Raw genomic sequence first — 17,943 nt, forward strand, 5'->3', positions numbered from 1 at the left:
CGATGGCGCCGTCCAGACGATTCCGATCTCAATCCATTTCAATTCAATTCCCGGGTAGATCATGAACATCCTGAAAACGAGCGCATGCGCGCTGCTGCTGGCCAGCTCGTCGGTTTTCGCCGCCCAGCCCGGCTGCATGGACAAGGCCACCACGCAAGCGGCGATGAACGCCTGCGCGGCCGGCGCCTACAAGCAATCGGACGCGGCGCTGAACAGCACCTACCGCGCCCTGGTCGCCAAGCTCGGCGAACCGGGCAAGACCCGGCTGAAGGAGGCGCAGCGCCGCTGGCTGGCCTGGCGCGACGCCCAATGCGCCTTCGAGGCGAGTAGCGTGGACGGCGGCAGCGCCGCGCCGATGGTCACGAGCCAGTGCCTGGACCAGCTCACCCAGGCCCAGACCAAGCTGCTCGACAGCCATCTCCATTGCCAGGAAGGCGATATTTCCTGCTCCAACTGAGGCCGATCCGGCGCGCCTGCCCGGGCGAATCCGCGTCGCCCGCCGCGCAGAAAGCTGCAGATACAGCGCCGCTTTTCGTCTGATCAAAGTAGACTGTCGAACCCCGTGGATCCGTCCCCGATGGTCTCGCCCATCGGCCGGATTCGCGGGTGCCGTCGCGCGCTCCGGCAGCGGCTGGCCGATCGGCTCTGGCCGAGCCCGGCGCCGCCGCCGGAGCGCGCGACACCGCGTTTCATTCCTATTCCACCGGAGGAGCAAATCCATGAAGCAGAACCACACGATCGACACGCGCAAGAAAATCGTGATCGGCGCCGCCGCGCTGTTTGCCCTGGCGGCCGCCGGCAACGCGATGGCGGACCAGATCGTGAAGATCGGCAGCGTCGAGCCGCTGACGGGCGGCATCTCGCACCTCGGCAAGGACAACGAGAACGGTGCCCGCCTGGCGATCGAGGAGATCAACACGAAGGGCCTGACCATCGGCGGCCAGAAGATCACGCTGCAACTGGATGGCCAGGACGACGCGGCCGACCCGCGCACCGCCACCCAGGTCGCGCAGAAGCTGGTCGACGACAAGGTGGTCGCCGTGGTCGGCCACCTGAATTCGGGCACCTCGATCCCGGCCTCGAAGATCTACAGCGACGCCGGCATCCTGCAGATCTCGCCCTCGGCCACCAATCCGGCCTACACGCAACAGGGCTTCAAGACCACCTACCGGGTGGTCGCGACCGACGCGCAGCAGGGCCCGGCGCTGGCCGCCTACGCGCAGAAGGCCGGCGTCAAGACGGTGGCCGTGATCGACGATTCGACTGCCTACGGCCAGGGCCTGGCCAACGAGTTCGAGAAGAAGGCGAAGGCGCTGGGCCTGAAGGTGGTCTCGCATGACGCGACCAACGACAAGGCCGTCGACTTCCGCGCGATCCTGACCAAGATCAAGGGCGAAAACCCGGACGCGATCATGTACGGCGGCATGGATGCCACCGGCGGCCCGCTGGCCAAGCAGGCCAAGCAGCTCGGCCTGCGTGCCAAGCTGTTCGCGGGCGACGGCGTGTGCACCGAGCAGCTTTCCGACCTGGCCGGCGCCGCCGCCGACAACGTGGTCTGCTCGCAGCCGGGCGCGGCGCTCGAGAAGATGCCGGGCGGCGCCGAATTCCAGGCCAAGTACCAGAAGCGTTTCGGCCAGATCATCAAGTTCGACGCGCCGTTCGCCTATGACTCGGTGTACATCATCGTCGACGCGATGAAGCGCGCCAACTCGGTCGATCCGGCCAAGATCCTGGCGCAGATGCCCACCACCGACTACAAGGGCGTGATCGGCGAGACCGTGTTCGATGCCAAGGGCGACCTGAAGCACGGCGTGATCTCGCTGTATGGCTACAAGTCGGGCAAGAAGTCCTTCGTGGATGAAGTGAAGATGTAAGGACGATGCCCGCCCCGGCTTTGACGCCGGGGCGGGCATTGTTCACTCCCGGTACGCGTTGCGCTGCCCGGATTCCGATGTTTCGAGGACGAACGGGCCGACGCCGCCGCTTCCGTCCCGGTTGCCGTGCAGGGCCCGCTGACCACGATCGCCATCGAGGCACGCCGCGCGCTTGCCGATACGCATGCCGGTCGAAACCGACGGCGATTGCATGGCGGCGCCTGGCGCGGCAGCTTCCCATCCAGATGCGCGCGCGAGGGCGGCCCCCGCCCCGACAATGCCGAGGAACTGCTGGCGGCGATCGGCCGAACGCGCCTCAGCGTGCCCCGCGCCGCGCCGACACCAGCATCATCATCGGTCGCTCGCGTTCCTCGGCCAGCGCCGGCTGCGCCTCGACCTGGGCCGGCGACGGCCCCCATTCGTCCAGGTGCGCGAGCGCGAAGCCCGATTCGATCAGCAGGTTGAGCAGGGTGCCGATGGTGCGATGCTGCTTGATCACGCCCTTGGCGAGCCAGTCGGTCACGCGCGGGCCTTCGTTCTGGTAACCGTCCAGCGGCCAATGGCGCCAGCCCTCGGCATCGGTGCGAAAGCCCTGCCGGCTCGGCGCGGTCAGGATCGGGTGCTCGATCGAGAACACCAGCCGCCCATCCGGCACCAGCGCGCGATGGATCGCCGCGAACAGCCCCGGCAGGTTCTCGATGTAGTGGAAGGCCAGCGAGCTGTAGACCAGGTCGAAGGCGGCGGCCGGCAGGTCGAGCCGTTCGAGGTCGGCGCGCCGGTAGGCGATGCGCGGGTTGGTGGTGTCGACCCGGGCGCGCTCGAGCATCCGCTCCGAAACGTCGAGCCCGAGCACGCTGGCCGCCTCGTGCTCGGCGGCCCAGCGGCAGAACCAGCCATAGCCGCAGCCGAGATCGGCGATGCGCAAGCCGCGCGGTTCGGGCAGCAGCGCGCGCAGGGCCGGCCATTCCGGCGCGCCGTCGAGGCCCTCCACCGAGCGCCTGAGCTTCGCGTAGTTGTCGAAGAAAGTCGGATCGTCGTAGATGTTCTGGGTCATCGATGCGCTCTCTCAGTGCCGTGGTCGACGGCCTGCGGCGCGAGGCCCGGGCACGCCGCGCCCTCGCGCCGCGAGGCGGCAGGCCGGCGTCATGCGGGGCCCGGCGCGCGCGGCATGCGCGACGGCGGTTGTCATGAACGAATTCGACGATCCTAGCGCGTAACGGGCGTGCCGCGCGAGCCCCCGATGCGTCGAAGCGGCCGCTTGGCGCCGCCCCTTGCGCGCCTGTCCCTCAATTCCCGGACAACAGGCCGCCCGCGGCGCGCAAGGCATCGGTGACGATCGCGGCGGCCGGCGTGGGCAGCCGATCCGAGCGCGTGATGAGCCCGTAGTCGTCCATCTGGCATTGCATCGCCAGCGGCAGGATCTCGACCACGCGATGCGCCGCGTAATACTGCGCGACGTCGGCGGCCAGCACCGCGATCATGTCGCTCTCTTCCAGCAGCCGCGTGATGAACAGCAGGGCGGCGGTCTCCACGATGCGCGCCGGCGGCGCCAGGCTGGCGCGCTGGAACATGCGCTCGAAGCGATGGCGCAGCACGCTGCCGGCGGGCGGCACCACCCAGTTGGCCTCGCGCACCTCGGCCAGCGTCAGCGCGGAGCCGCCCAGCAGCGGATGGCCCTGGCGCACCACCGCGTGGACGAATTCGTCGGCCAGCGTCTCGTAGCGCAGCGGCAGCTTGTCGTGCTCGGCGGACAGCCGCCCGACCACGATGTCGAGCTTGTCTTGCGCGAGCCGTTCCAGCAGCACGTTGCTGGTCTCGATCTCGACCGAGATCCGCATCGCCGGATGTTGCTTCTTGACCGCGGCGATCGCGGCCGGCAACAGGCGCACGCCGGGCGAGGTGATGGTGCCGATCGCGACATGGCCGAGATGGCCGGCCTTGAGCGCATCGAGCTCCTCCTGCGCCTGCTCGAGGCTGCCGAGCACGGCGCGCGCATGGCGGATCAGCGCGTCGCCGTAGAGCGTGGGTTTCACGCCGCGCGGCATGCGCTCGAACAGCACCGTGCCGAGCATGTCCTCGAGCTCGCGCAGCAGCTTGGAGGCCGCCGGCTGGGTCATGTTCAGCACCGCCGCGGCGCGATGGATATTGCCCTCCTCCGCGAGCGCGACGACCAGCAGCAACTGCCTGGTTTTCAGTCGCGTGCGCACGTACCAGGGGTTCGCGTCGAGCATCGATTCAGTGTTTACGAGGATATGGAAACGTGTATCGGAGACGTCCGATTTTTCATTAGTAGGTTATCAACGATCTGACTAGACTGCTCGCAAATCCTGCTACCTATAAACGAGCATGTCGGACTCCAAACCCAAGCTGCGCTCCCAACACTGGTTCGGTCCCGCGGACAAGAACGGCTTCATGTACCGAAGCTGGATGAAGAACCAGGGTATTCCCGATCACGAGTTCGACGGCCGGCCGATCATCGGCATCTGCAATACCTGGTCCGAGCTGACGCCCTGCAACGCGCACTTCCGCAAGCTCGCCGAGCACGTCAAGCGCGGCATCTACGAGGCGGGCGGCTTCCCGGTGGAATTCCCGGTGTTCTCCAACGGCGAATCGAACCTGCGGCCCACCGCGATGCTCACGCGCAACCTCGCCAGCATGGACGTGGAGGAGGCGATCCGCGGCAACCCGATCGACGCGGTGGTGCTGCTTGCCGGTTGCGACAAGACCACGCCGGCGTTGCTGATGGGCGCGGCCAGCTGCGACGTGCCGGCCATCGTGGTGAGCGGCGGGCCGATGCTCAACGGCAAGCTGGAGGGCAAGGACATCGGCTCGGGCACGGCGGTCTGGCGGCTGCACGAGGCGCTCAAGGCCGGCGAGATCGACCTGCACCATTTCCTCTCGGCCGAGGCCGGCATGTCGCGCTCGGCCGGCACCTGCAACACCATGGGCACCGCCTCGACGATGGCCTGCATGGCCGAGGCGCTCGGCGTGGCGCTGCCGCACAACGCGGCGATTCCCGCGGTCGACGCGCGTCGTTACGTGCTGGCCCACATGTCGGGCATCCGCATCGTGCAGATGGCGCTGGAGGACCTGAAACTGTCGAAGGTCCTCACGCGCGCGGCCTTCGAGAACGCGATCCGCACCAATGCCGCGATCGGCGGCTCGACCAATGCGGTGATCCACCTGAAGGCGATCGCCGGCCGCATCGGCGTGCCGCTCGAGCTCGAGGACTGGATGCGGATCGGCCGCGATACGCCGACCCTGGTCGACCTGCAGCCCTCGGGGCGCTTCCTGATGGAGGAGTTCTATTACGCGGGCGGGTTGCCGGCGGTGCTGCGCCGGCTCGGCGAGGCCGGGCTGCTGCCGCATCCGGATGCGCTGACCGTCAACGGCCGTTCGCTGTGGGACAACGTGCGCGAGGCGCCGAACCACGACGAGGAAGTGATCCGCCCGCTCGACAGGCCGCTGATCGCCGACGGCGGGATCTGCATCCTGCGCGGCAATCTCGCGCCGCGCGGCGCGGTACTGAAGCCCTCGGCGGCCACCCCCGAGCTGCTGCGCCATCGCGGCCGCGCGGTGGTGTTCGAGAACTTCGACCACTACAAGGCGGCGATCAACGACGAGGCGCTGGAGGTCGACAAGGACTCGGTGTTGGTGATGAAGAACTGCGGGCCGCGCGGTTACCCGGGCATGGCCGAGGTCGGCAACATGGGCCTGCCGCCCAAGCTGCTGCGCCAGGGCGTGAAGGACATGGTCCGGATCTCCGATGCGCGCATGAGCGGCACCGCCTACGGCACGGTGGTGCTGCACGTGGCGCCCGAGGCCGCCGCGGGCGGGCCGCTGGCGGCCGTGCGCAACGGCGACTGGATCGAGCTCGATTGCGAGGCCGGCCGCCTGCATCTCGACATCAGCGACGAGGAACTGCAGCGGCGCCTGTCCGACGTCGATCCGACCGCCGCGCCGGGCGTGGCCGAGCAGCAGGGGCGCGGCGGGTATGCGCGGCTCTATGTCGACCACGTGCTGCAGGCCGACGAGGGGTGCGACCTGGACTTCCTGGTCGGCATGCGAGGCGCCGAGGTGCCGCGCCATTCGCACTGAAGTCGCGAGGCCGGCCCCCGGGCCGGCACGTCGCATGACCGGGCCGCGCCCACGAGGCAGCCCGGCGGCCGACAGGGATGAGGGGGCCGTGAGGGCGCGAGGCGATCGGCAGGCCGGCCAGGGCCACCGGGCTCGCTTCGCGAATACGTTCGGCGGCAGCGGGCGGGGCGCCGTCGAGCGGCGCCCGACGAGATCCGCGCGAGCGCGAGCGCCGGGCGCCGCTGCACGACGCGGGCAGACGACATGGTGGAAGGAGACGCAATGACGAAATCGCAGGCAGCGCGTTCCGGCGAGACCGGTGCACGCGCAACCGATCCGGCGGCCGACGGCGAGGAGAAACGCGTGGTCGGCCTGGTCGCGCGCCGGCTCCTGCCGTTCCTCGCGCTGATCTACGTGGTGGCCTATATCGATCGCACCGTGGTCGGCTTCGCGAAGCTGCACATGAACGCCGCGATCGGCCTGAGCGACGCCGCCTACGGCCTGGGCGCGGGCCTGTTCTTCATCGGCTACTTCCTCTGCGAGGTGCCGAGCAACCTGGCGCTGTCGCGCTTCGGCGCGCGCGTCTGGTTCGCGCGGATCCTGTTCACCTGGGGTGCCATCACCATGGCGACCGCCTTCGTCACGGGGCCGAACGGTTTCTACACGCTGCGCTTCCTGCTCGGCGCGGCCGAGGCCGGGCTCTATCCCGGCATCCTGTACTTCCTCACCCACTGGTTCCCGATGCGCCACCGCGCGCGCGTGATCGGCCTGCTCGTGCTGGCCCAGCCGATCGCCGGCATCATCACCGGGCCGATCTCGGGCCTGGTGCTGGAGATGCACGGCGTGGCCGGGCTCGCGAACTGGCAGATGCTGTTCATCCTGAGCGGGCTGCCGGCCGTGCTGCTGTGCTGGCCGACGCTGCGCGTGCTGCCCGACACGCCTGCCCAGGCCCGCTGGCTGGCCGAACCCGACCGGCGCTGGATCGAGCAGGCGCTGGCCGCCGATCGCGGTCGCTACGCGCTCGACCCGCACCTGAGCCCGTTCGCGGCGCTCAAGGATCGGCGCGTGCTGCTGATGGCGCTGCTCTACCTGCCGTTCCCGATCAGCATCTACGGCTTGTCGCTGTGGCTGCCCACCATCATCAAGGCCTTCGGCGTGAGCGATTCGACGGCGGGCCTGATCTCGGCCGTGCCCTACATCTGCGCCGTGATCGGGCTGCTGATCGTGCCGCGTCATTCCGACCGGCATCGCGAGCGCCACTGGCACATCGTGGCGGTCACCGCCTTCGGCGCGCTGGCGATGGCGGCCAGCGCCTGGTTCCGCGCCCCCGCGCTGCAATTGCTGTTCATCAGCCTGACGGCCTTCGCGGTCTATTCGATCCAGGCCGTGGTCTGGGCGCTGCCGGGGCAGTTCCTGAGCGGGCCCAGCGCGGCGGTGGGGATCGCGACCATCAACTCGATCGCGAACCTCGGCGGCTACTTCGGCCCCTACAGCGTCGGCCTGATCAAGGACGCCACCGGCAGCCTGGCCGCCGGCCTGTACTTCCTCGCGGCCACCCTGCTGGTGGCCGTGCTGATGGCCTTCGCGGTGCGTGCCGCCTTGCGCGCGAGCACACCGGCCGGGGCGCTGGCGGCAGACGCGCTCGCTCATCAAGAATCCTGATGTGCCCGCGCGGCGCGTGCCGCGCGACTCAACCGACAACCGAAGCAGGACCGATGCCATGACTTCAAGCCGTCCCCCTCGCTACCGCGGTGTGTTCCCCGTGGTGCCGACCACCTTCAGCGATACCGGCGAACTCGACCTGGCCAGCCAGAAGCGCGCCGTCGACTTCATGATCGACGCGGGCTCGGACGGCCTGTGCATCCTCGCCAACTTCTCGGAGCAGTTCTCGCTGTCCGACGAGGAGCGCGAGATCCTCACGCGCACCGTGCTCGAGCACGTGGCCGGCCGCGTGCCGGTGATCGTCACCACCACGCATTACGGCACGCGGCTGTGCGCGGCGCGCAGCCGGCGCGCGCAGGAGTTGGGCGCGGCGATGGTGATGATCATGCCGCCGTATCACGGCGCCACCTTCCGCGTGCCCGAGACGCAGATCCACGAGTTCTACGCGCGCGTGTCCGACGCGATCGACATTCCCATCATGATCCAGGACGCGCCGGCCAGCGGCACCGTGCTGTCGGCACCGTTCCTGGCGCGCATGGCGCGCGAGATCGAGCAGGTGTCCTACTTCAAGATCGAGACGCCGGGTGCCGCCAACAAGCTGCGCGAGCTGATCCGCCTGGCCGGCGACGCGGCCGAGGGCCCCTGGGACGGCGAGGAGGGCATCACCCTGCTGGCCGACCTGAACGCCGGCGCGACCGGCTCGATGACGGGCGGTGGTTTCCCCGACGGGATCCGCACCATCGTCGACGCGCATCGCGAGGGGCGCCTCGACGAGGCCTTCGCCGCCTACCAGCGCTGGCTGCCGCTGATCAACCACGAGAACCGCCAGGCGGGCCTGCTGGCCTGCAAGGCGCTGATGAAGGAGGGCGGCGTGATCGACTGCGAGCTGCCGCGCCATCCGCTGCCCGCCATGCATCCCGAGACCCGCGCCGAACTGGTCGCGATCGCGCGCCGGCTCGATCCGCTGGTGCTGCGCTGGGGCCATTGAGCCGCGAGGAGATCGAGCAAGCATGAACGCTACCTATACCCTCGGCATCGTCGGCGTCGGCAAGATCGCGCGCGACCAGCACCTGCCCGCCATCGCCGGCAACGACGGTTTCGCGCTGGTTGCCAGCGCCAGCCGCAACGCCCGGGTCGAGCAGGTCCGCAACTACCCCGATATCGACGCGCTGCTGGCCGCCGAGCCCGAGCTCGACGCCGTCTCGCTCTGCGCGCCGCCGCAGGTACGCTACGCGCAGGCGCGCGCGGCGCTCCTGGCCGGCAAGCACGTGATGCTGGAAAAGCCGCCCGGCGCGAGCATCAGCGAGGTGGAGGCGCTGCACGCGCTGGCGAAGCGCCAGGGCCGCACGCTGTTCGCCACCTGGCATTCGCGCTGCGCCAGCGCCGTGGAGCCGGCGCGCGACTGGCTCGCCACGCGCGTGGTGCGCGCCGTGCAGGTGCGCTGGAAGGAAGACGTGCGGCACTGGCATCCGGGGCAGCAATGGATCTGGGAGCCGGGCGGGCTCGGCGTGTTCGATCCCGGCATCAATGCGCTGTCGATCGTCACGCGGATCCTGCCGCACGAGCTGCTGCTGCGCGCGGCAACGCTGCACGTGCCGGCCGATTGCGCCACCCCGATCGCGGCCGAGCTCGACTGCATCGACGCGGCCGGCGCCCCGGTGCGCGCCGAGTTCGACTGGCGGCACGGCCCGGTCGAGCAATGGGAGATCGCGGTCGAGACCGACGACGGCCTGCTGCAGATCGCCGAGGGCGGCAAGCGCCTGACCATCGCCGGCCGGCCCGTGACGCTCGCGCCCGAGCGCGAATACGCGACGCTCTACGAGCGCTTCCACTGGCTGATCGCGCACGGCACCGACGAGGTCGACCTGAGCCCGCTGCGGCTGGTCGCCGACGCCTTCCTGCTCGGCCGCCACGTCGAGGTCGAGCCCTTCGGCCACTGAGATGAACGAGATCCATACCGGCAAGCGCCATCAAGAGGCCATCGCCAATATCAGAGGAGACAGCAAGATGACCGGATTCACCCGACGTACCACCCTGCGCGCCGTCCTGGCCGGCCTGTGCCTGGCCTCGTTCGGCGCCGCGCTGCCTGCCGGCGCCGACACGCCCGTCAAGATCGGCTTCCTGGTGAAGATGCCCGAGCAGGCCTGGTTCATCAACGAGCAGAAGGCCGCCACGGCGCTGGGCCAGAAGGAGAACTTCTCGGTGGTCAACATCGGCACGCCCGACGGCGAGAAGGTGCTGGCCGCGATCGACAACCTCGGCGCGCAGGGCGCGCAGGGTTTCGTGATCTGCGCGCCCGACGTGCGCCTGGGGCCGGCGATCCAGCAACGCGCCAAGCACTACAACATGAAGTTCGTGACCGTCGACGACCAGTTGGTGGATTCCTCCGGCAAGCCGCTGGCGGGTGTGCCGCACCTGGGCATGTCGGCCTTCAAGATCGGCAACCAGGTCGGCCAGGCGATCAGCGACGAGATGAAGAAGCGCGGCTGGAAGCCCGAGGAAGTCGGCGCGCTGCGCATCACCGACTACGAACTGCCCACCGCCAAGCTGCGCACCGACGGCGCCACGCAGTCGCTGCTGGCCGGCGGCTTCAAGAAGGAGAACATCTTCGACGCGCCGCAGAAGACCACCGACGACGAAGGCGGCTTCAACGCGGCCTCGCCGGTGCTGGCCCAGCATCCCAACATCAAGAAGTGGGTGATATTCGCGCTCAACGAGGAGAGCGTGCTGGGCGCGGTGCGTGCCACCGAGCAGTTGCACCTGCCGTCGGCGGACGTGATCGGGGTGGGCATCAACGGCGCCGGCGAGGCCTTCGCCGAGTTCCAGAAGAAGCAGCCGACCGGCTTCTACGGCACCATCGCGGTCAGCTCGACCAACCACGGCAAGGACAGCGCGCAGAACCTGGTCGACTGGATTCGCTCGGGCAAGCAGCCGCCCGCCGACACGCAGACCACCGGCAAGCTGATGACGCGCGAGAACTGGCAGGCCGTGCGTGCCGAGCTGGGCATCTGAGGCGGGCATGAGCGAGCGGAAGACGGAACCGATGAGCGATACCCTGGACACCCTCGAGCGCTCGCCCGAACCGGGCGGCGCGCCTGCCGCCTGGCTCGAGCTGGACGGCATCGGCATGAGCTTTCCTGGCGTGCGCGCGCTCGACGGCGTGTCGCTGTCGGTGCGCGCCGGCGAGGTGCACGGCCTGATGGGCGAGAACGGCGCGGGCAAGTCGACCCTGCTGAAAGTGCTCTCGGGCGTGAACCAGCCGCAGCAGGGCCGGCTGCGGCTGGGCGGCGTCGAGCAGCGCTTCGCCGGCACGCGCGCGGCGATCGACGCCGGCGTGGCGATCATCTACCAGGAGCTGCACCTGGTGCCCGAGCTGACGGTGGCCGACAACCTGATGCTCGGCCAGTTGCCGAACCGCTTCGGCGTGCTCGACGAACGCGGCCTGGTGCGGCGCGCCACCGAGGCGCTGCAGCGCCTGGGCGAGCGCATCGACCCGCGCACGCCGGTCAAGGAGCTGTCGATCGGCCAGCGCCAGATGATCGAGATCGGCAAGGCGCTGATGCGCGACGCGCGCGTGATCGCCTTCGACGAACCGACCAGCTCGCTGTCCGCGCGCGAGACCGAGAACCTGTTCCGCATCATCGACGCGCTGCGCGCCGACAGCCGCGCGATCATCTACGTCACGCACCGGATGGACGAGGTCTACACGCTGTGCGATCGCGTCACCGTGTTTCGCGACGGCCGGCATATCGAGACCTTCGAGTCGGTGGCCGAGCTCGACCGCAACCGCCTGATCGCGGCGATGGTCGGCCGCTCGATCGCCGACGTCTACGGCTACCGGCCGCGCGAGGCCGGCGAGGTGCTGCTCGAGGCCAAGCAACTGCTGGGGCCGGGGCTGGCCGAGCCGATCTCGTTCGCCGCGCGGCGTGGCGAGATCCTGGGCTTCTTCGGCCTGGTGGGCGCGGGCCGCTCCGAGCTGATGAAGCTGATCTACGGCGCCACCCGCGCCAGCGCCGGCCACGTCGAGCTGGCCGGCCGGCGCGTGGCCTTCGCCAGCCCGCGCGACGCGGTGCGGGCCGGCGTCGCGCTGTGCCCCGAGGACCGCAAGCAGGAAGGCATCGTGGCGATCGCCTCGGTGGCCGACAACCTCAACATCAGCGCGCGTCGCCACTTCAGCCCGGCGCGCTTCCTGCTCGACGAGAAGCGCGAGCGCACGCTGGCGCGCGACTACATCGAGAAGCTGGCGATCAAGACGCGCGACGGCGATACCGCGATCGGCACGCTGTCGGGCGGCAACCAGCAGAAGGTGATCCTGTCGCGCTGGCTGGCCGAGCGCATCGAGGTATTCCTGATGGACGAGCCCACCCGCGGCATCGACGTGGGCGCGCGCGCCGAGATCTACGCGCTGCTGTACGGCCTGGCCGAGGCGGGGCGCACCGTGCTGATGGTGTCGAGCGACCTGGCCGAGGTGATCGGCGTGGCCGACCGCATCGTGGTGATGCGCGAGGGGCGCATCGCCGGCATCGTGCCCAAGGCCGAGGCCACCCCCGACCAACTGATCAAGCTGGCGCTGCCGCGCTGAACCGACTCACCGCGGCCGGCGAGCGCCGACGCGCCCGCCGCCGCACCGAACCGATGGACCCGAGATGAACCAAGCCATGCCGAAGGGAACGCCCGCCAGCAACGACACCGCGCCGATCACGCCGTCGCGCGCGCGGATGTGGGACATGATCAACAAGTCGGGCATCGTGGTGGTGTTCGTGGTGCTGTTCGCGGTGTTGTCCGCGACGGTGCCGGACTTCCTCACGGTCCGCAATATCCAGGGCCTGCTGTTGTCGGTCACGCTGATCGGCTCGATCGCGGTGACCATGATGTTCGTGCTCGCGCTCGGCGAGGTCGACCTGTCGGTGGCCTCGATCGTCGCCTTCTCGGGCGTGGTGGCCTCCACCGTGATCACCGCCTCGCACAGCGTGCTGCTCGGCGTGGCGGCCGGCATCCTGGCCGGCGGCGCGGTGGGCCTGGTCAACGGCGTGCTGATCGCGCGCTTCCGGATCAATTCGCTGATCGCCACGCTGGCCATGATGGAGGCGGTGCGGGGCCTGGCCTTCCTGACCTCCAACGGCGATGCCGTGATGATCTCCGAGGAGCGTTTCTTCGAGCTCGGCAGCGGCGCCTTCCTCGGCATCTCGTTCCCGATCTGGAGCAACATCGTCGGCTTCGTGGTGTTCGGCTTCCTGCTCAAGAAGACCGTGTTCGGCAAGAACGTGCTGGCGGTCGGCGGCAACAGCGAGGCCGCGCTGCTGGCCGGCCTGCCGGTCACCCGCATCAAGGTCGCGGTGTTCGTGCTGCAGGGCCTGGTGACCGGCTTCGCCGGCGTGATGCTGGCCTCGCGCATGAGCCTGGGCGACCCCAAGACCTCGGTCGGGCTCGAACTCGGCGTGATCTCGGCCTGCGTGCTCGGCGGCGTGTCGCTGACGGGCGGCGTGGCCACCATCGCCGGCGTGCTGGTGGGCGTGCTGATCATGGGCGCGGTGCAGGACGCGATGAGCCTGATGAACGTGCCGACCTTCTACCAGTACCTGATCCGCGGCGGCATCCTGCTGCTGGCGGTGCTGTTCGACCAGTTCCGCCGCAGCAAGCGGGCGGTCTGAGCCGCGCGTGCCTAGCGCGCGTCGCGGATCAGTTGCACGAGGCGCCGGCAATCCTTGGCCAGCCGCGCCTCGTCGAGGTTGGTCACGCTCAGCAGCAGGCCCTGCGGTCGCGGCGCCCGGCTGTACCAGGGCGACAGCGGCGTGGGCGCGATGCCGAAGGGCAGCGCCTGCAGCGCCAGCTCGGTATCGACCACGGAATCGGGCAGGCGCGTGACCACCGCCGTGCCGGCCACCGCCAGCACCGACATCACGTCCGCCGGCACCGCCCGCAACTGGCGCAGCAAGGCCTCCCGCTGCGCGGCGTAGAGGCGCTTCATGCGGCGCAGATGGCGCAGATAGTGGCCATCACGGAGGAATTCGGCCACCGCGTGCTGGATCGAGGCCGCCGGGGCCGGCGCCAGGCAGGCCGCGATCTCGCCGAAACGGGCCGCCAGCTCGAGCGGCACCACCAGGAAGCCCAGGCGCAAGGCCGGGCTGATGGTCTTGCTGAAGCTGCCGATATGCAGCACGCGGCCGTGCTCGTCGAGCGAGGCCAGGGCGGGGGCGGCGCGCCCTTTCAGTTGCAGCTCGCTCAGGTAGTCGTCCTCGACGATCCAGCCGCCGCTGCGCCGTGCCCAGGCGAGCAGGGCCAGCCGCCGCGGCAGCGAGAGCGTCATGCCGAGCGGCGCCTGCTGGCCCGGCGTGACCACCGCCAGGGCGGCGCGCGGCGCGAGCGCGATGCCGGCTTCCACGTCGATTCCCTCGGCATCCACCGGCACCGGCTGCGTCTGCATCCCCGCCAGGTCCAGCGCGATGTGCGTGAGCGAAAAGCCGGGATCCTCGATCCAGGCCGGCCGGCCCTCGATGCCGAGCCCGCGGATCGCCAGCCCGAGCGCGCCGGAAAAGCCGGTGGTGACCAGCACCTGGGAGGGCTGGCAGCGCAGCCCGCGCGCAACGCCCAGGTAGGCCGCGATCTCCTTGCGCAGTGCCGGGTCGCCGCGCGGATCCGGGTAGCTGACGGGCGCCGCCGCGGCCTGGCGCGCACCGCGCGTCAGCACGCGCGACCACAGCTTGAAGGGGAACTCGGCCTGCGAGGGCACGCCCATCTGGAACGCCAGCGGCGCCGCGCCGAAGTCGCGGAACAGGCCCGCCAGCGGCAGCGCATCGGGCGAGCGCGCCGGCGCCTGGGCCAGCGGCGGGCGTTCGGCCACGCGCGTGCCGGCCGGGCCGAGCACCACCGCGAACTGCTCGTCGACCAGCCGCTCGTAGGCCACCCGCACCGTGCCGCGCGCCACGCCGAGCTGGGCCGCCAGGTCGAGCCAGGACGGCAGGCGCGCGCCGGCGGCGAGCTGGCCCGCCTCGATGGCGTGGCGGATCTCGCGGTAGATCTGGGTGGACAGGGAGGCGCCGGCGGCGCGGTCGAGTCCGATGCGGAGCTGGGTCATGGGCGCCATGGTACAGCCGGAATCCGCATTCTTGGGTCTGTTTTCTGGTCCGGGCCGGACGTAATCTGGCACGCCTGCGCCAGTGCCCGCGCGAGCAGGCGCGCGCGGCGGGCGGCGCCATCACCCGACAGGATCCGACCATGACAAGCCATGCCGCCTTCGGCATCGACCTTCCCGACAGCCAACTGGCGCGCGAGGCCACCCAGTTGATCCGCGATACCGCGAGCGAGTTGCTGTTCCGGCATTCGACGCGCGTGTATTGCTGGGCCGCGCTGCTCGGCGGCCAGCGCGGCCTGGTGTTCGACCGCGAACTGCTCTACGTGGCCGCCATGTTCCACGACATCGGCCTGTGCGAGCACTACCACCACAGCCCGCTGCGTTTCGAGGTGGACGGCGCGAACGCCGCGCGCGATTTCCTGCGTGGCCACGGGATCGACGCGCACGATATCGACAAGGTCTGGGCCGCCGTCGCGCTGCACACCACGCCAGGCATCCCCGAGCACATGCACCCGGAGATCGCGCTGATCCAGGCCGGCGCCGGCATGGACGTGGCGGGGCGCGGCTTCGAGCAGTTCAGCGATGCGCAGCGCGAGGCCGTGGTGGCCGCCTACCCGCGCGAGAGCGGTTTCGCCGAGCGGATGATCGAAGTGTTCTACCAGGGGCTCAGGCACCGCCCGGCCACCACCTTCGGCACCTTCAACGACGATTTCCTGGGGCACAAGGATCCCGGCTTCGCGCGCGTGAACCTGTGCAGCGTGATGCTGAATTCGCGCTGGGAGCGCTGAGCGCCCCCGTGGCGACGCCGTTCTACACGGCTTCGAGCGCCTGCGCGAGATCGGCCAGCAGGTCGTCGAGATGCTCGATGCCGATCGACAGCCGCACGGTTTCCTCGCGCACGCCGGCCTTGGCCAGTTCCTCGGGCGAGAGCTGGCGGTGGGTGGTCGAGGCGGGGTGGGTGGCGAGCGACTTCGCGTCGCCGATATTGACCAGCCGCGTGAACAGCTTCAGCGCGTCCTGGAAGCGGGCGCCGCCGGCGCGGCCGTCGCGCACGCCGAAGGTCAGGATGCCGGGGCCGCGCCCCGACAGGTAGCGCTGCGCCAAAGCATGGTCGCGATGCTCGGGCAGCCCCGAGTAGTCGGCCCATTCCACCTTGCCGTGGCCTTGCAGGAAGCGCGCCACACCCAGCGCGTTGGCGCTGATCCGGTCGATGCGCAGGCCGAGCGTCTCGATGCCCTGCAGGATCAGGAAGGCGTTGAAGGGAGAGATCGCCGCGCCGGTATTGCGCAGCGGCACCACGCGCGCGCGGCCGATATAGGCGGCCTCGCCGAAGGCTTCCGTGTAGACCACGCCGTGATAGCTGACGTCGGGCTCGTTGAGGCGGCGAAAGCGCTCGGCGTGCTCGGCCCAGCGAAAGCGCCCCGAATCGACGATCGCGCCGCCGATCGCGGTGCCGTGCCCGCCCAGGTACTTGGTCAGCGAGTGCACCACGATGTCGGCGCCGTGCTCGAAGGGCCGCAGCAGGTAGGGCGAGGGCACCGTATTGTCGACGATCAGCGGCACGCCGTGGCGATGCGCGATCTCGGCCAGCGCGGCGATGTCGGTGATGTTGCCGAGCGGGTTGCCCACCGATTCGACGAAGATCGCCTTGGTGCGGGCGTCGATCAGGGCGGCGAAGCTGTCCGGCTCGCGCGGATCGGCGAAGCGGGTGCCGATGCCGTATTGCGGCAGCGTGTGGGCCAGCAGGTTGTAGGTGCCGCCGTAGAGCGTGCTCGACGAGACCAGGTTGTCGCCGGCCTCGGCGATGGTCAGGATCGCGTAGGTCACGGCGGCCTGGCCCGAGGCCAGCGCCAGCGCGCCGACGCCGCCCTCGAGCAGGGCGAGGCGCTGCTCCAGCACGTCCTGGGTCGGGTTCATGATGCGCGTGTAGATGTTGCCGGGCACCTTCAGGTCGAACAGGTCGGCGCCGTGCTGCGTGTCGTCGAAGGCGAACGCCGCCGTCTGGTAGATCGGCACGGCGGCGGCGCGCGTGGTCGGGTCGGGGCGGTAGCCGCCGTGCACGGCGATGGTGTCGAGATGCCAGTCGGCGGGTTCGCGAGCGGTGGTCATGCGGGCTCCTCCTGGTGGTTCGTCGGTTCGGGGTCCCGACGATTATAGGAAGCGCCGTCGCGCCGGCTTAGCGCGATTTCTTCGATCGATATGCCTGCCGCGCAGCCGCTGCGGCCCCTCGCGAGCTTGCCTGCGAAGGGCCGCGACGGATCATTGCGCGTAGCCGGGATTGTGGCGGTCGAGCTTGCGCAGCAGCGACGGCCAGACCAGGGTGCCCGGGCCCTGGTTGGTGGTGACGGTGGCCATCTGGCGGGTGATGCCGTCGAGGATCGGTTGGCCGATCGTGCGCAGCTTGCCGCCGCCGGCCTGCGCACGCACCTGCATCATGCAGGCGGCCTCGAAGAAGTACATCGCGACGAAGGCCTCGGCCGGCGAGGCGCCCACCGTCAGCAGGCCGTGATTGCGCAGCATCAGGTGCGTGTGGCGGCCGAGGTCGGCCACCAGGCGCGGTTTCTCCTCGTCCTCCAGCGCGATGCCCTCGTAGTCGTGGTAGCCGAGCGAGCGCAGCACGATCAGCGAATGCTGGGTCAGCGGCAGCAGCCCGTCCTCCTGGGCCGACACCGCCGTGCCGTTGATCGAATGCACGTGCATCACGCAGTGCGCGTCCTCGCGCGCGGCATGCACGGCGCTGTGGATCACGAAGCCGGCCGGGTTGATCTCGTAGGGCGAATCCGACACCTTGCGCCCGTCCAGGTCGACCTTCACCAGCGAGGAGGCCGTCATCTCCTCGAAACCCATGCCGTAGGGGTTGATCAGGAAGTGATGCTCGGGGCCCGGCACGCGCGCCGAGATGTGGGTGAAGATCAGGTCGTCCCAGCCGAACAGCGCCGTCAGGCGGTAGCAGGCCGCGAGGTTGATGCGCATCTCCCATTCCTCGGGGCTGATGTCGGAACGGCGGGCGGATACGATGGCGTTCATCCGTGTCTCCTGGGGTTCGTCGTCTCGTGAGGGGTCGGCGCGGCAGGGCGCGCGCGGCGGCCATGCCGCGATCATCGGCAATCGCGCCCGGCCTGGCTGTCGGCTCGCCGACACGGCAGCTGGTTTGCGCATTCTGCCGCGAAACGGGAGCAAGCGAGATGGAGCGGTCTGCTTGCCGCTTCCGGCCCCGCCCGGCCGCCGGCGCGCTCTCGAGCGACCTGCTACACTGAC

16 protein-coding genes are annotated in these 17,943 nt (G+C 69.9%); 10 read left to right on the forward strand and 6 right to left on the reverse strand.

Annotated features, from left to right (window positions below; all coding sequences use genetic code 11):
- Positions 1–61 precede the first annotated feature (61 nt).
- Together BM43_RS05585 and BM43_RS05590 are read left to right on the forward strand one after the other, a co-directional pair.
- The gene (locus BM43_RS05585) at positions 62–457 is read left to right on the forward strand and encodes a lysozyme inhibitor LprI family protein (protein WP_036056532.1); all 396 of its coding nucleotides are present in this window, start codon (positions 62–64) and stop codon (positions 455–457) included.
- A 262-nt stretch (positions 458–719) separates the two neighbouring features.
- On the forward strand, positions 720–1,874 hold the full coding sequence (locus tag BM43_RS05590) for a branched-chain amino acid ABC transporter substrate-binding protein (RefSeq protein ID WP_013690115.1): 1,155 nt from the start codon (positions 720–722) through the stop codon (positions 1,872–1,874).
- 42 nt (positions 1,875–1,916) lie between these two features.
- Here BM43_RS05590 and BM43_RS41265 read toward each other — a convergent pair whose 3' ends face one another.
- The 3 genes from BM43_RS41265 to BM43_RS05600 all read right to left on the reverse strand — a co-directional run bounded on the left by BM43_RS41265 (position 1,917) and on the right by BM43_RS05600 (position 4,105).
- Complete coding sequence (locus BM43_RS41265; RefSeq protein WP_155296498.1) at positions 1,917–2,087, reverse strand: hypothetical protein; 171 nt, start codon at positions 2,085–2,087, stop codon at positions 1,917–1,919.
- A gap of 103 nt (positions 2,088–2,190) precedes the next feature.
- Entirely contained in the window at positions 2,191–2,928 is a 738-nt protein-coding gene (locus BM43_RS05595) for a class I SAM-dependent methyltransferase (protein WP_036056529.1), read from the reverse strand.
- Positions 2,929–3,160: 232 nt separating this feature from the next.
- A complete protein-coding gene (locus BM43_RS05600; RefSeq protein ID WP_013690117.1) occupies positions 3,161–4,105 on the reverse strand; it encodes a LysR substrate-binding domain-containing protein in 945 nt (314 codons plus the stop codon).
- A gap of 115 nt (positions 4,106–4,220) precedes the next feature.
- On the opposite strand from BM43_RS05600, the gene BM43_RS05605 reads away from it, so the two are divergent.
- The 7 genes from BM43_RS05605 to araH all read left to right on the forward strand — a co-directional run bounded on the left by BM43_RS05605 (position 4,221) and on the right by araH (position 13,264).
- Complete coding sequence (locus BM43_RS05605; protein ID WP_013690118.1) at positions 4,221–5,972, forward strand: IlvD/Edd family dehydratase; 1,752 nt, start codon at positions 4,221–4,223, stop codon at positions 5,970–5,972.
- Between the two features lie 261 nt (positions 5,973–6,233).
- Complete coding sequence (locus BM43_RS05610) at positions 6,234–7,613, forward strand: MFS transporter (protein WP_013690119.1); 1,380 nt, start codon at positions 6,234–6,236, stop codon at positions 7,611–7,613.
- Positions 7,614–7,671: 58 nt separating this feature from the next.
- Complete coding sequence (locus BM43_RS05615) at positions 7,672–8,601, forward strand: dihydrodipicolinate synthase family protein (RefSeq protein WP_036056526.1); 930 nt, start codon at positions 7,672–7,674, stop codon at positions 8,599–8,601.
- Between the two features lie 22 nt (positions 8,602–8,623).
- Positions 8,624–9,553 carry a Gfo/Idh/MocA family protein gene (locus tag BM43_RS05620; RefSeq protein ID WP_036056525.1) on the forward strand — a complete coding sequence of 310 codons (930 nt, stop codon included), beginning with the start codon at positions 8,624–8,626 and terminating at the stop codon, positions 9,551–9,553.
- 67 nt (positions 9,554–9,620) lie between these two features.
- The gene (locus tag BM43_RS05625; RefSeq protein ID WP_036057319.1) at positions 9,621–10,625 is read left to right on the forward strand and encodes an arabinose ABC transporter substrate-binding protein; all 1,005 of its coding nucleotides are present in this window, start codon (positions 9,621–9,623) and stop codon (positions 10,623–10,625) included.
- A 31-nt stretch (positions 10,626–10,656) separates the two neighbouring features.
- The gene (gene araG, locus BM43_RS05630; RefSeq protein WP_036057318.1) at positions 10,657–12,195 is read left to right on the forward strand and encodes an L-arabinose ABC transporter ATP-binding protein AraG; all 1,539 of its coding nucleotides are present in this window, start codon (positions 10,657–10,659) and stop codon (positions 12,193–12,195) included.
- 64 nt (positions 12,196–12,259) lie between these two features.
- Entirely contained in the window at positions 12,260–13,264 is a 1,005-nt protein-coding gene (gene araH / locus BM43_RS05635; RefSeq protein ID WP_025098294.1) for an L-arabinose ABC transporter permease AraH, read from the forward strand.
- 11 nt (positions 13,265–13,275) lie between these two features.
- Here the strand turns inward: araH and pdxR are convergent, their stop codons facing one another.
- Positions 13,276–14,688, reverse strand: a complete 1,413-nt coding sequence (gene pdxR / locus BM43_RS05640; RefSeq protein ID WP_036056522.1) for a MocR-like pyridoxine biosynthesis transcription factor PdxR — start codon at positions 14,686–14,688, stop codon at positions 13,276–13,278.
- 140 nt (positions 14,689–14,828) lie between these two features.
- On the opposite strand from pdxR, the gene BM43_RS05645 reads away from it, so the two are divergent.
- Positions 14,829–15,473 (forward strand): HD domain-containing protein, encoded by a 645-nt coding sequence (locus tag BM43_RS05645; protein ID WP_036056520.1) that lies wholly within the window; start codon positions 14,829–14,831, stop codon positions 15,471–15,473.
- Between the two features lie 22 nt (positions 15,474–15,495).
- On the opposite strand, the gene BM43_RS05650 is transcribed toward BM43_RS05645, so the two are convergent.
- Together BM43_RS05650 and BM43_RS05655 are read right to left on the reverse strand one after the other, a co-directional pair.
- The gene (locus tag BM43_RS05650; RefSeq protein ID WP_036056518.1) at positions 15,496–16,794 is read right to left on the reverse strand and encodes an O-acetylhomoserine aminocarboxypropyltransferase/cysteine synthase family protein; all 1,299 of its coding nucleotides are present in this window, start codon (positions 16,792–16,794) and stop codon (positions 15,496–15,498) included.
- A 150-nt stretch (positions 16,795–16,944) separates the two neighbouring features.
- Positions 16,945–17,712: a class II aldolase/adducin family protein gene (locus BM43_RS05655; RefSeq protein ID WP_036056516.1), complete on the reverse strand. Its 768-nt coding sequence runs from the start codon at positions 17,710–17,712 to the stop codon at positions 16,945–16,947.
- Positions 17,713–17,943 lie beyond the last annotated feature (231 nt).

Source organism: Burkholderia gladioli, from assembly GCF_000959725.1.
Classification (GTDB): domain Bacteria; phylum Pseudomonadota; class Gammaproteobacteria; order Burkholderiales; family Burkholderiaceae; genus Burkholderia; species Burkholderia gladioli.